Annotated in this window: 11 protein-coding genes and 4 pseudogenes; 6 read left to right on the top strand and 9 right to left on the bottom strand. The window is 58.5% G+C overall.

The features are described 5' to 3' along the window. Positions 1 to 38: 38 nt before the first annotated feature. Positions 39 to 746: an SDR family oxidoreductase gene (locus AC07O1_RS25915; protein WP_495090646.1), complete on the top strand. Its 708-nt coding sequence runs from the start codon at positions 39 to 41 to the stop codon at positions 744 to 746. A gap of 26 nt (positions 747 to 772) precedes the next feature. Here AC07O1_RS25915 and AC07O1_RS25910 read toward each other — a convergent pair. The 3 genes and pseudogenes from AC07O1_RS25910 to AC07O1_RS25900 form a co-directional block, all read right to left on the bottom strand. Next, a pseudogene (locus AC07O1_RS25910) lies at positions 773 to 931 on the bottom strand (bifunctional NADH-specific enoyl-ACP reductase/trans-2-enoyl-CoA reductase); the annotation flags it as partial. Positions 932 to 1,341: 410 nt separating this feature from the next. Next, positions 1,342 to 2,058: a hypothetical protein gene (locus AC07O1_RS25905; RefSeq protein ID WP_495090645.1), complete on the bottom strand. Its 717-nt coding sequence runs from the start codon at positions 2,056 to 2,058 to the stop codon at positions 1,342 to 1,344. Between the two features lie 182 nt (positions 2,059 to 2,240). Further along, positions 2,241 to 2,861 (bottom strand): annotated as a pseudogene (locus AC07O1_RS25900) (tyrosine-type recombinase/integrase). A gap of 480 nt (positions 2,862 to 3,341) precedes the next feature. On the opposite strand from AC07O1_RS25900, the gene AC07O1_RS25895 reads away from it, so the two are divergent. Then, positions 3,342 to 3,641, top strand: coding sequence for a hypothetical protein (locus tag AC07O1_RS25895; RefSeq protein ID WP_495090644.1), 300 nt, complete (start codon positions 3,342 to 3,344; stop codon positions 3,639 to 3,641). Positions 3,642 to 4,124: 483 nt separating this feature from the next. Here AC07O1_RS25895 and AC07O1_RS25890 read toward each other — a convergent pair whose 3' ends face one another. The 3 genes and pseudogenes from AC07O1_RS25890 to AC07O1_RS25880 form a co-directional block, all read right to left on the bottom strand. Continuing rightward, entirely contained in the window at positions 4,125 to 4,388 is a 264-nt protein-coding gene (locus AC07O1_RS25890) for a hypothetical protein (protein WP_495090643.1), read from the bottom strand. Positions 4,389 to 4,798: 410 nt separating this feature from the next. Then, positions 4,799 to 5,416: a hypothetical protein gene (locus AC07O1_RS25885; RefSeq protein ID WP_495090642.1), complete on the bottom strand. Its 618-nt coding sequence runs from the start codon at positions 5,414 to 5,416 to the stop codon at positions 4,799 to 4,801. 246 nt (positions 5,417 to 5,662) lie between these two features. Further along, a pseudogene (locus tag AC07O1_RS25880) lies at positions 5,663 to 6,456 on the bottom strand (LysR substrate-binding domain-containing protein); the annotation flags it as partial. A gap of 4 nt (positions 6,457 to 6,460) precedes the next feature. Between AC07O1_RS25880 and AC07O1_RS25875 the strand changes: the two are divergent. The 4 genes and pseudogenes from AC07O1_RS25875 to AC07O1_RS25860 form a co-directional block, all read left to right on the top strand. After that, positions 6,461 to 6,652 (top strand): annotated as a pseudogene (locus tag AC07O1_RS25875) (glucarate dehydratase); the annotation flags it as partial. Between the two features lie 438 nt (positions 6,653 to 7,090). Then, positions 7,091 to 7,534: an HvfA family oxazolone/thioamide-modified RiPP metallophore gene (locus AC07O1_RS25870; protein ID WP_495090641.1), complete on the top strand. Its 444-nt coding sequence runs from the start codon at positions 7,091 to 7,093 to the stop codon at positions 7,532 to 7,534. A gap of 69 nt (positions 7,535 to 7,603) precedes the next feature. Beyond that, entirely contained in the window at positions 7,604 to 8,461 is an 858-nt protein-coding gene (locus tag AC07O1_RS25865; protein WP_495090640.1) for an HvfB family MNIO-type RiPP peptide maturase, read from the top strand. After that, complete coding sequence (locus tag AC07O1_RS25860) at positions 8,454 to 9,206, top strand: HvfC family RiPP maturation protein (RefSeq protein ID WP_495090639.1); 753 nt, start codon at positions 8,454 to 8,456, stop codon at positions 9,204 to 9,206. The genes AC07O1_RS25865 and AC07O1_RS25860 overlap by 8 nt, the downstream gene beginning before the upstream one ends. Before the next feature lie 370 nt (positions 9,207 to 9,576). Here AC07O1_RS25860 and AC07O1_RS25855 read toward each other — a convergent pair whose 3' ends face one another. From AC07O1_RS25855 to AC07O1_RS25845, 3 genes are all read right to left on the bottom strand, one after another. After that, positions 9,577 to 10,095, bottom strand: coding sequence for an HvfX family Cu-binding RiPP maturation protein (locus AC07O1_RS25855; protein ID WP_495090638.1), 519 nt, complete (start codon positions 10,093 to 10,095; stop codon positions 9,577 to 9,579). A 127-nt stretch (positions 10,096 to 10,222) separates the two neighbouring features. Next, entirely contained in the window at positions 10,223 to 11,527 is a 1,305-nt protein-coding gene (locus tag AC07O1_RS25850; RefSeq protein ID WP_495090672.1) for an ATP-binding protein, read from the bottom strand. A 5-nt stretch (positions 11,528 to 11,532) separates the two neighbouring features. Then, on the bottom strand, positions 11,533 to 12,273 hold the full coding sequence (locus AC07O1_RS25845) for a response regulator (RefSeq protein ID WP_495090637.1): 741 nt from the start codon (positions 12,271 to 12,273) through the stop codon (positions 11,533 to 11,535). Between the last annotated feature and the right edge of the window lie 274 nt (positions 12,274 to 12,547).

Below are 12,547 nucleotides of genomic sequence, written 5' to 3'. Positions count from 1 at the left end.
CCAGCGCGCATGCGATTCATCATTCGAAAGGAAAGGTTATGAAAATCAAAGGTGCTGTCATTTTCGTGACGGGCGCGAACCGCGGGCTTGGCCTCGAGTTCGCGAAGCAGGCGCTCGATAGAGGGGCGCGGAAGGTTTATGCGGGCGCGCGCGATCCAGCCAGCGTGACGCTGCCGGGTGTCGTGCCCGTGAAGCTAGACGTGACCGATCCGGCGGCAGTGGCCGCGGCCGCCGACGCGGCGCGTGACGTCACGCTGCTGATCAACAACGCGGGCATCGCACGGCTCGGCAGCCTGATGGACGACGGCGCGCTCGACGCGTTGCGCGATCACTTCGAAACCAACGTGCTCGGGATGTTGGCGATGTCGCGGGCGTTCGCGGCGAGCCTCGCCGGCAACGGCGGCGGCGGCGCAATCCTGAACGTGCTGTCCGTCGCGAGCTGGGTGAACCGGCCGATCCTGTCGAGCTACGGCGTGTCGAAGTCGGCCGCGTGGGCGCTGACCAACGGCCTGCGCCATTCGCTGCGCGAGCAGCGCACGCAGGTCGTCGGGCTGCATGCCGGCTTTATCGATACGGAGCTGACGCGCGGGCTGGAAGTACCGAAGGCGACGCCGGCCGATGTCGTGCGCCAAGCGTACGACGCGATCGAGGCGGGCGCGGAGGAAGTGTGCACTGACGAGCTCACGCGGCAGGTGAAGGCCGGACTGTCGGCGGGCGTCTATCTGAATGAGGCGACGCCGCACTGACGGCGCCGGAGCGGTCGCCTGTCGGGTCAGGCCGTGACCTCAATGATGCCCGGGATCTTCACGTCCGGGTTCACGTCAGCTTTGTAGTCGACGTCGGCGATCTCGGAGCCGAACAGACGCGGGGAGTCGGTCCTGTAGCTGGCGAAGTCGGTTGGCTCGTACAGGTTCTCGTTCGTGACCTGGTCCATATGTCGGCAAAGACCGACAAGCGCCAGGCGATCCCACGTGGGCGAATGGCCGTTAGACTTTGAGTATGGCCGTTGCCGAGCTGCGATCTGAATGACGGCAACGGGTCGATTGTGTTGAAAAAGTCGACCCGGCCTGGCTACCCATGTATTAAGCGGTGAAAGCGCGTTTTCAGCGCGCTGCTACGTAAAATCTGAGTCATGAACCTTCTGCGCAAAACTCGGATTTCAATCTCAGACGCGTACTTTTCTGTCGCGGAAACTGAAGCCGACTTTTTCAACAGAATCGGCCAGAAGCCGACAGTCGACGGGCCTACTCAGATCGCAAACAATAGCCGCTGGTTCGACGCCCAAAAGTGCTCAACAGTTTCAATATGCCCCAGGCATTGCTACCCAGGCCCCAAGCGGTCCTACGTTGATTCGATACTCGATTGGTCAAGTTTGCTGCAATAAATTGCGGACTCCATAAGCAAGGTCAGAGCGATATCGGGGGCCAACACTTGTTTCACATCCTGGATAGGGCGATTCGAGGCTTGTGCTGCGATGGCCGACCACCATGCGACAGGCGCGGCTCCAAATTCGCGCTTGGCACCAGGAATTTTTCCTGAAAGACAGGTGAGTGCTAAAGGCCACACTAGTTTCAGCAGATCTCGTGCAGCAAGGTGAGCTTGATGCTGAGCAGGAACTGAAGATCGACCTTCATTTGCTCCGCCAATCGTCGTCACGACGTGTTTAAACATCGCATCGAGATTGGGTAATTGCTGAGGCTGCAGGCCAGCACCTAATGCGCCGCCGGCCGCCAACGACCAAAGGCAGCGATTCCCATCGGCTTCCGCTTTGGGCATGAGCATATTGTTCAGTGCATCGCCAAACCAGTACTGTTCGCCAGACTTCATGCCTATGCGATGAATGTTGTGCCCGACAACCGGCGGCGTTTCGGCGAACAGCGTGCGCTGCGCAGCGTAGCCCGCAATTGCCCCGATCGCCGCAATATAGGTTTCAGCATGGACGCGGCCATTGACCTGCAATCGCGGCTTGAGGTTCATAAGAAGATGACCCATCGCAAGATTGCACTCCATCTCATATGGGGTATTTTTCCAGGGAAGTACGTTCGGCGTGGAGTTCATTTGGTCTTCCTTGATATTGGCTGGATATGATTTCTTAGCGGCCCACAGTTCAAGAAAGTCTATTGCATCCACATGATTGTAGGATAACTGGTCGAGTCGAGCGTCCGATGTGGAGAAAACGGACGGACTATCTACACCGGGTCGGACAGCGACGGTCTAACCTCGACCGTCGCAGTGGAAAGTCAGACTTCCGTCTGTTCCGCCATTTCAAGTGTGTCATCTACCTCAATTCCCAGGTACCTGACGGTGCTTTCAAGCTTTGTATGACCAAGCAGGAGTTGCACAGCTCTCAGGTTCTTCGTCCTCCGATAGATCAGCGATGTCTTGGTTCGCCGTAGCGTATGAGTACCGTACATAGTTGGATCGAGGCCAATGGCGGTCACCCACGCTTTGACTATTCGAGCGTATTGCCTGGTTGAGAGATGATCGGAGAAGTGCAACCGACTCGGAAACAAGAAGTTTTCGCTGCGAAGATGAGCCTGTTGCATCCAAGCTTCCAGGACCGTTCGGGTCTGCTCGGTGATTTCAAATTGCACTGGGTGCTGGGTTTTCTACTGCATCACGATGGCCCGTGACGGAACATGCTCCCCATGGGCTATGTCTCGTACTCGCAGTTTGGTTAAATCACAGGCACGCAGCTTGCTGTCGATGGCCAAGTTGAAGAGCGCCAAATCACGTGTCTTCTCCGCGAGCTGGAGTCTGACCCGGATGGCCCAGATATCTCTGACTCGGAGCGGGGCTTTCTGCCCGACAAGCTTTCCCTTGTTCCAAGGCTGTTGGTTATATGTAGCAATAGTGTTCATGGCTCGTCCTCCACGTTGAGGGAGGACAAGGGTGGATCAGCCACAACGAGTGGTGGTCGCTATTCGACCCACAGCAGTCATTGGATTGATCGCAAGAAACGGCGTTCAAATAGCTTACAAGCGGTATGGAACCACATCTTGCGCAAATTACATTGCAGGCACTGGCTGTTTCGCACAACCAGTGCCGCAGATTGCCTGCTGATGACGGCCAAGAGCCGATCTCGGTGCCAAACTCAGGGGCGTGCGCGACGGGCCTCAGTGGCCCTGTCAGCGTTAGCAGTCAGCAGTAAACCCGCCGGGAAAATTATGGTAGCGACGTCTGTTCAACCGGGGCTTACTCGTGTTGAGCCAAAGGGAAATTATATGGACGTCTTAACTGGTTATACCGATCACAGTGCTAGACTCAAAAAACTTGCCATGCAAAATGCGCGATTAAGCTGAATAGTCTTATTTGGAAACCACTATCAGAGGGGAATAAATATGAGCGCAACGAAAAACAATATTATCTCAGCTATAAGAATTGTTGTTATATTCACCATCTCGACAAGCGGAACGTATGTGGCTCTCATTCCAGTGTTTGCTCCAGACTACAAAACACCTTCTATTTTGGCAATTGGAGTCGTAACATCTGCTTTGATAAATGGATATATCGGCTATAAAGTTGCAGCGGACGACATATTGCTTATCAAAATCGGCTTTAGCTTTTGTTATGCAATAGTAACAGCCATTCTTGTGTTTTTATTCTCACTATTTATAGTTCTCAACATTCGTGGATCATGACTTTTCTCGGTGCAATAACGTTAGTTTGGGCGACTGTGGCGAAAAGTAAAATGGCAATAGGGGGGGAGATTGATGCTAGGTGGTGAGATTGGCGAGGAAGCTTTTGCTAGACAAACGAATACTGCTCCTAGACCTGTTGGGCATTTATGATGACGAACATGAAAATGGTTATTTTTGCTTCTAAATTTTTGGCTGGGTTTTCTGGTGTCTTACTGTTTTTCTATCGAAATAGCTTGTTTGTTCGATATGCGGAGGAAGGCACGAAAAGCTCAGACGCGACGCATCAAATTTTGATCAATAATCACGGGGCCTATTCATATATAACCTCGACGCAATCCGACCATCTTTATATGTTGTCTTTGGGTGTTGCGGCTTTAATATCAGTAATGATCGCCGTCGATCTTTTACAGCGAAAATACCTTAATTAAATTAAGGAGTTAATATTCGTGGATGCGGTGAATATTGGCGCCGATGAACGGCTGCCTATGGGCTAGAGGTAGGATTAATAAGCCAAGCATACTGCGCCAGCAGTGCTGCAACCAAACCTATGCCTCCTTGAATGAGCACCCATCGAACAGCAGCTTTACTACTAAGAGACTCGCTTGTAATACCAAACATGGTTTTCATGTACCACATCCAGATGCGACTTCGCTTTATACAGTCGAGCACCCGCTCTGGCACAAACGCCATTGCAGCTGATATAAATATGTACCACAACATCATCAGTTGTAAAGTTAATCTAAGCATACACCCTCCTATTGCAGGTCCACTACCTGATGACCACGACTCAGACCCTATCTTCCGTTTTGTCAGTAAAACCCAGTTGCCTTAATTAATTTCGGCCTCCAGTCAGGTGTACTATTGCTGTCAACAAAAAACAAATGGCTCCACCAACCATCAAGCTATACAGGAAAAAATGCTCACTCGATGTTATGTATACGATGGATCCATGAGTATTTAGAGGGTAAACTTTCTCGCTGCCAGGCCTATATGTTGACTCTCGATGAGTGGCATAATAGTCCCATACGAAAAATGATGAGAACCATAATGTTAGTGCTAGCACTCCTAAAGCTCGCTTAATATATTTAAACATTTCAGCTCCTTATATATTTAATGCATATTAAATTTATTAAGGCGGCGCTTGGGTTGTCGCGCGCCTACTTCAGAGTGAAAGTTGTTTTTAGTGGCAGGACAACCTTGCGCAAGTTGTCTTTAAGAATGATATCTACCGTCCAGATACCTGTGGGGTCGCCTGGCTCTCCGATGAAATCGATCACGGGGGCGGCGAGGTACAGGTTGTTCGGCTTCCCCTTGAGGCGTCGTTGAAAACAAACGGTATCTTTCTGATTGATCGATTCAGTACCGTCCGGCCTGATGACTTTCAGATCGCACGTTATGTTTGCTTCGTGATTGGCATCCAGCTTCGGGTTTGCAAAAAAAATCAACGTGAAGATTCTTTTACCTTGGGTAACAATCTTTGCTTCGTTAAATACGGGAATGGTTTCGGGCGAAGTACTCCACTTTTTTTCCCAGTCGAGATCGGAAGTGATTAATAGTGAGCCACCAAACTCGCCGATGGATCGTCTTGATTCGGTGTCTGGGGATGGATTGCCATTTGAATCCTTCCAGTAACCGGCATGCACACTTGACCATGAAAGAGACATCGCGATGAAAACGGTGAGCAATCGACGGTTCATGAGCGACTCACTATAAGTAGGTGATATAGATGGCGTAATGTTTTGCGCCACTTTTGTCTTATAACGCGCCTTGTCCATATGTAATGCCTTGTTCCGCTTGAGTGTAGCGGCAGAAAACGCGACACAGAGTCAAGAGAACGAATGACGTGGTTTTTGAGCACGTACAGTGTCTTGAGCATGGTGCTCACGGTCCGCCCCTGGCCGTTAGCTGTCCATTACGAATGGCAAGAAGCGCCCCGAATCTGTCTATCAGACATCTTCCTGTGTCCAGGGAGGCTGGGGCGATAAACTTCCTGGTGGACTCCATTCAAGGCTTCTGGCTATTCATAATTCCCATCCCTCCTTTGCAGCCCTGCGGATCCCCTCCAGTAACATCGCGAACGCCGGATTGTCATTGTTTTCGCGCCAGATCAAATGCAACTCGCTCTGCACTCCATCTCCCAAATCGATATCGCGAAACACCACGTTCTTGAACACGACGCCGGTGGCGCAGCGAGGGACCAGGGCCAGGCCCATTCCGGCGTTGACCATGGCCAGGATGGTCAATGATGAGCCAAGCCATTGCACATACTCCGGGGCCACGCGGGCGGAGCGGAGCGTGCCGGTCAGCAGCTCGTTGAACGGTGGGTAGGCGGAATGGGCGTACATCAGGAAGGGTTGTGCGTCGAGGTCTTTGACGGACACGGTTTCGGCACTGGCCAGCCGGTGGTTGCCGGGAGCGGCGAGTACGAACGGCTCGCGCACCAGGCATTCGGTGGCGTAACCCGGCTCCAGCAAGGGCGCGCGGACGATGCCCAGGTCGATACGGCGGGCGCGCAGGGCTTCGTGCTGCTGGCAGGTGTTCATCTCCGACAGGTCGATTTGACATGGGGCTGTTTGAGCCGTGCTTCAGCGATGACTTTGGGCAGACATTCGTACCCGGCGCTGCCGACGAAGCTGATATTGACCGAGCCGATGTCCCCCTCGGCGAAGCGTCGGGCGGTCACTGCGGCTTGCTGGGCGCGCTCCAGCAGGTTCTGCGCTTCGACGAAGAAGGCGCGGCCGGCGGCGTTGAGGGCGACGCTACGGGTGCTGCGGGTGAACAACTCGACGCCCAGGTGGTATTCCAACAGTTGGATCTAAGGCGGCAAGCTGCCCATCGTCGATGGCTGCGTGAAGATCTCCCGTGCGCCCGGGCTGGGTTTTGAACTGGATCACGATCAGTTGGGCAAACTGCACGACCAATACCTGACCTGCGGCATTCGACAGCGCGATGACGTGAAACAGATGCAACGTTACAAGCCGGAGTGGAAGACCATCAAACCGCGTTTTTGAGCCCGTCCGGTACTTGGCCTGATGGGGCGCAAGCCCGTCGGGGCAGGGCGGTGGGCAGGGCGCGCCGAACTGTGTCAGCGCGAAGACGGGTTTTGATGACCTGACTTGCGCTGATCCTTGGCGTGGCGGGGGGGCATCCCCCCCTTGAGGACATGGACCTGCTGGCCGGCGTCTGCCGTCCGCGCCGCTGTAACACACTGTATCTCGCGGCTGTGTGTTGCAACTGCCTTACAAAACCCCTCGCGCCGGGATACACCGGTGATACATCCATCCCTCGAAATGGCCACACCCGAACACGGCGGGCCATGCGAGGTGAGGATCCGGCAAATGCCACCTCCCGCTGACCTCAACCTGTTCGAGCCATGACCTTGCGACGCGCCGCCCCGGCGGGCAGCGCAAACCCTACGGCGCTGCCGTAATCCATACCGGAGAATTACCATGTCTCGTACCCACTGCACCCTTGGCCTGATCGGCGCCGCCCTGGTCGGCGGAATGTTCCTCAGCGGTTCTGCTTTCGCGGTGGACCCCCTGGCCCAGGGCTACCAACTGGCCTCGGCAAAAACCGCCGGCGAAGGCAAATGCGGTGAAGGCAAATGCGGCGCCGGCACCAAGGTGAGCCAGGCCGAAGGCAAATGCGGGGAGGGCAAGTGCGGCGATGCGTCCTTCTCACGCACCGACAGCAACCATGATGGCAAGGTCTCGCGCGACGAGTTTCTGGTCGTGGCCAAGGACCGCGCCGCCGACTTCGACAAGATCGACAGCAACCACGACGGCTTCATTTCTGAACGCGAGGCCTACGACCATCTGAAGGCCATCTACCAGGCCAACGGCAAGCCGATGCCCGACGGCCTGTTCAGCCACCTGCAGAACGACAAGTCCTGACCTGCCCACTTGCGCCGCGCCCCTCCTGTCTGACAGGTGGGGCATCGTGCGTTTTTCCGGAGCCACACCATGAGCATGATCGATAACCCAATCCAGGCCGGACTCGGCCTGCGCCGTGGGCTGCTACCCGCGCTGCTGGCGATGGAGGACGGCGCGGTGGACTTCCTCGAATGCGCGCCGGAGAACTGGATCGGTGTCGGCGGCGCCTTTGGCGAGGGGCTGGCCAGCCTGGCCGAACGCTTTCCTGTCGCCTGCCACGGGCTGTCGCTGTCACTGGGTGGCAGCGAGCCGTTGGACCGGGACTTTCTCGTCCGCACGCGACAGTTTCTCGAACGCTACCAGGTCAGCCTGTATAGCGAGCACCTGAGCTATTGCACCGATGACGGCCACCTCTACGACCTGATGCCGATCCCCTTTACCGACGAGGCCATCCAGCATGTCGCCGCGCGCATCCGCGAAACCCAGGAGCGCCTCGGCCGGCGCATCGCGGTGGAGAACATTAGCTACTATGCCGCACCGTACCAGGCACTGAGCGAGATCGACTTCATCACAGCGGTGCTGGAAGAGGCCGATTGCGACCTGCTGCTGGACGTCAACAACCTGTTCGTCAACGCCTGCAACCACGGTTACGATGCCTTGGCATTCCTCCACGCGCTACCGCTGCAACGGGTGACCAGCCTGCATGTCGCCGGCCACTACGACGAAGCCGCGGACCTGAAGATCGACACCCACGGCGCTACAGTGAGGGACGGCGTGTGGACGCTGCTGGCCGCCGCTTACCAGCGTTTCGGCGTGCACCCCACGGTGCTGGAACGCGATTTCAACTACCCGCCGCTGGCCGACCTGCTGGAAGAAACCGGGCGCATCCGAGCCATCCAGCAGGCCTGTCTTGGCGCGCTTGCCAACAGCAGTGCCGCTCATGTCTGAAGCCCTGCGCGAGCAACAATTCACCCTGGCCCGCCACCTGCGCGACCCGACCCGTCAGGCGCCGCCGCCGGGCATCGAGGCGCGGCGCCTGAAGGTCTATCGCGAGCTGTTCTACAACGCCATCGAAGGGCTGCTGGCCGGCAGCTTCCCGGTGCTGCGGTCCACCCTCGGGGATGCACGCTGGCATGCCCGGGTGCGCGACTTCTATGCCGGGCATCGCAGCCAGACGCCACTGTTCACGGGCATCGCCGAAGAGTTCGTCGCCTACCTGCAACAGCGGCAGGCGGATACCGACCCGGCCGCGCCCTGGCAGGTGGAGCTGGCCCACTACGAGTGGGTCGAGTCGCAGTTGTACCTGAGTGACGCCCAGGACCCGCCGCACCAGCAGGACGCTGACCTGCTGGCCGGTGTCCCGCTGCTGTCCTGCCTGGCCATGCCGCTGGCGTACCGCTGGCCGGTGACCCGCATCGCTGCGGACCATCAACCCACCGAGGCAGCGCAAGTGCCGACCTTGCTGCTGGTGCACCGCGATGCCGGGCACCAGGTGCATTTTGCCCGGTTGGCGCCTCTGGCATATCACTTGCTGGCCTCGCTGGCCGCTCACCCGCGCAGTGGGCGGGAGCACCTGCAGGCCCTGGCCGCAGCGGCCGGCGGCGATGCCCAGGCCATCCAGCACCAGGGCCTGGCGCTGCTAGAGTCGCTGCGCGCCCAGGGCATCGTGATCGGCACCCAGGTCCACCTCTGAATCCCCACTGCCGCTTCCACACCGGGGGCGGCGTGATCCACGACCGAAAATTTAAAAGTCAGCGTGTAATCGCGCCGACTGCGTTTTGTCCCAGTATCCATCGTACCTTCCTGATAAGAAGCCAGAAGGTGTAAACCTTATTCAGGACGAGTCAGCGCCCAAGAAAAAGCCCGTCGCTAGACGCAATGCCAGTCAGTTAAGGGTATGTAGGAGCGAGCTTGCTCGCGATGGACGTTAACGATAACGCGTATTTTCTGGATAAACGCGTCGCCCTCAGGTCCATCGTCGGAACGCCGCCCGGACCAAGCTCGCTCCTACAGATTTACTTAACTGACTGGCATTAGTCGCAAGACGGGCTTTTCTTGCGGGCTCAGGCCCGTTGCCGGCGCCAGTGCTGGAGCAGGTTGTCCAGGCTCAGTTTGCCCGGTCCGTTCAGCAGCAGCGGCAACAGCGCTACCAGGTAGATGGCCGGCAGTTTGTAGTTGCCAAAACCCTGGTTGCTGATGGCGTAACCCCGGGCCAGTTCGGCGAGGCTCGACCACTGCGCCGGCCAGTGCACGGCGGCGATCGCCACGACCGTTACCACCATCAGTACCAGCGCCGACAGCCGCGTACCCAGGCCCAGCAGCAGGAAGAGGGCGCCGAGCAGTTCGGTCCACATCGACAGTTCCCAGTTGAGGGTGGCGGGCAGGTGGTTGAAGGGGAAGGGGAAGGCAGACTGGATCTGCGCGAACCAGTTTTCGCCGTTCCATTTTTCCCTGCCGGATTCGAAGAACTCCCAGGCGAGGAACACCCGCAGGGCGAGGTCGGCGCTCCAGGCGCCCAGTTGGTTCAGCGGTGCGAGGATGCCGAACAGTTTCCAGCCCGATGGCAAGGCGATGGTTCTCATGGAGAGCTCCTGATTCAACCGGCGACAGCGGGGTGCCGTCGCTTATTGTGTTCAGGATTCTTGCAACCGGTCTTATCGGCAGTGTGTCCGCCGCAGGCCGTTGTGTATCCCAGTGTAGAGGCGGCCCTCAGGCCGCTGGACCGCACAGCTCGATCTGCGCGCACAAGCCGCCGCCGTCGCGGTTGGACAGGGTGAGGGTGCCACCGATGGCCTGGGTCAATTGATGTGCGATGGCCAGCCCAAGGCCGGTGCCGCCGGTACTGCGGTTACGTGAGGTTTCCAGGCGGTAGAAGGGTTTGAGCACTTCTTCCAATTCCTCGACGGGGATGCCGGGGCCGTTGTCCAGCACTCGGATCAGTGTCGTATGGCCTGCGCCGGAACGGACTTCCAGCTGCGCGGCGCCGGTGAACTTGAGGGCGTTGTCGATCAGGTTCACCAGCACCCGGCGCAAGGCATGGGGCCGGGTTTCGATCACTGCACCATTCTTCGCGCACAGGTCCACCTGCTGGCCGCTGTCCTGGTAGTCGAACACCAGGCTGTCGAGGAAGGCGTCAAGGTTCACCCGGCAACTGGCCTCGGTGCTGCCCTCCACGCTACGGGCATAGGCCACGCCTTCGCGCACCAGATGTTCCATGGCTTCGAGGTCGTTCCACAGCTTGTCCTTCTCGGCGGACGTGTCCATGAACTCGACCCGCAGCTTCATGCGCGTGATGGGCGTCTGCAGGTCGTGGGAGATGGCGGCCAGCAGTTGCATGCGTTCTTTCAGGTAGGCAGCGATGCGCGCCTGCATGGCATTGAAGGCCACCGCCGCGTAGACAACTTCCCGTGGCCCGGTTTCATCCAGGTGCGGCCCGGGGGCGTTGGGGTCGAGGCGGTCCACCGCCTGGGCCAGGCGCGTCAGCGGGCGAATCGCGGTTTTCACGGCCAGCCAGGTGCACAGCAACAACACGGCGAGCTGGATCAGCAGCACGACCGGCAGCCAGGTCGACAGGGGCACCGGTGCCGGGGTCACGTCAACGGTCAGCGGTTTGCCGTCGGCCATGCGCAGATGGACCTGGAAGTGGGGGACCGGCCCGGGGATGGTCTGGAAGTCCAGCGCGTACTGGCGACCGATGGCCTTGTCGAGGGACCGTGCCGCAATGGGCGCCTCGTCCAGGTCCAGCGCCTGGCCCGGTTCGCCTTCGTCGAGGCGGTAGCGGTAGGTGTGCCGCTCCAGCCGTGGCAGCCAGTCCGCGCGTTCCGCCGCTGGCAGGCGGTCGAGGATCGCCACCGAGGTGGACACGTCCTGTTCCAGGTTGCCCAGCATCATCGAGCGCGCGCTCTGGTAGCGCTCGTAGAACTGGAAACCGAAGGACAACCCGTAGGCCAGTACCAGCCCGCTGAAGAAGATCAGCGCGAGGCGCGAGGCGAGGGTGCGCGGCCAGTGCGGCAGGCTCTTCACGATTGTGGCTCGACCAGTTGCACGGGCAGGGAGAACACATAACCTTCGCTGCGTACTGTCTTGATGCAGGCCGGCTCGCGGGCGTCGTCCTGCAAACGCTGGCGCAGGCGGCTGACAAGCAGGTCGATGGAGCGGTCGAAGATATCCGCCTCGCGGCCCTGGGTGAGATTGAGCAACTGCTCGCGGCTGAGCACCCGTTGCGGGTGGTCGAGGAACACTCGCAGCAGACGGTACTCGGCGCCGCTCAACGCGACCAGGGTGTTGTCGCCGTCCAGCAGGTGACGCGCGGTGGTGTCCAGGCGCCACTGGCCGAAGCCGATCAGCCGGCTGCTTTCGCTGATGGTCATGTTCGGCGGCAGCATGCGCGTGCGGCGCAGCACGGCATTGATGCGCGCCAGCAGCTCGCGCGCAGAGAAGGGTTTGGTCAGGTAGTCGTCGGCGCCCATTTCCAGGCCGATGATGCGGTCGGTTTCGTCGTTGCGTGCGGTCAGCATCAGCACCGGCGTGGCCTTGTGCTTGCCGGCGCGCAGCTCGCGACACAGCAGCAGGCCGTCGTCGCCGGGCATCATGATGTCCAGCACGATCAGGTCGACCGCGTTGGATTCGAGGAAGGCGCGCATCTGCCGGCCGTCGGCAACGATGGTGGTGCGCAGTCCGTTCTTCTTCAGGTAGTTGCCTACCAGTTCCCTGATCTCGCGATCATCGTCAACGATCAGGATGTGATCGACATGCTCCATCGCCCGGCACCTGTTCTGTGGTTGTGCCCTGAAGTGTACAGAGCCCGATGGCACTTGCCTGCCGCGCTTTGTATTGCAGTGTATCCAGTGCGCCGGCAGATACGTGGCGAGGCAACCGGCCCCCGTCACGGACACATCCGCAACAACTCCCGAGCCTGAAATGAATGCCAACGGGGAAGGGGCTTCCTCCTCGCAGTGAAGCGAATCACTCAACAGACCGGTCCGTTGCACTGATCCGTGTTTTTCTTCGCTACCTGCATCTGTATCGAAACCA

The organism is Pseudomonas sp. GW821-FHT07G10 (genome assembly GCF_059418545.1).
This window is presented reverse-complemented; position numbering and strand designations above follow the sequence as displayed.

Coding starts and splice junctions, on each gene's coding strand:
- AC07O1_RS25870 (WP_495090641.1), top strand. CDS start 7,091: ATGTCTCGTACCCACTGCACCCTTGGCCTGATCGGCGCCGCCCTGGTC.
- AC07O1_RS25845 (WP_495090637.1), bottom strand. CDS start 12,273: ATGGAGCATGTCGATCACATCCTGATCGTTGACGATGATCGCGAGATC.
- AC07O1_RS25895 (WP_495090644.1), top strand. CDS start 3,342: ATGAGCGCAACGAAAAACAATATTATCTCAGCTATAAGAATTGTTGTT.
- AC07O1_RS25885 (WP_495090642.1), bottom strand. CDS start 5,416: ATGGACAAGGCGCGTTATAAGACAAAAGTGGCGCAAAACATTACGCCA.
- AC07O1_RS25915 (WP_495090646.1), top strand. CDS start 39: ATGAAAATCAAAGGTGCTGTCATTTTCGTGACGGGCGCGAACCGCGGG.
- AC07O1_RS25890 (WP_495090643.1), bottom strand. CDS start 4,388: ATGCTTAGATTAACTTTACAACTGATGATGTTGTGGTACATATTTATA.
- AC07O1_RS25855 (WP_495090638.1), bottom strand. CDS start 10,095: ATGAGAACCATCGCCTTGCCATCGGGCTGGAAACTGTTCGGCATCCTC.
- AC07O1_RS25860 (WP_495090639.1), top strand. CDS start 8,454: ATGTCTGAAGCCCTGCGCGAGCAACAATTCACCCTGGCCCGCCACCTG.
- AC07O1_RS25865 (WP_495090640.1), top strand. CDS start 7,604: ATGAGCATGATCGATAACCCAATCCAGGCCGGACTCGGCCTGCGCCGT.
- AC07O1_RS25905 (WP_495090645.1), bottom strand. CDS start 2,058: ATGAACTCCACGCCGAACGTACTTCCCTGGAAAAATACCCCATATGAG.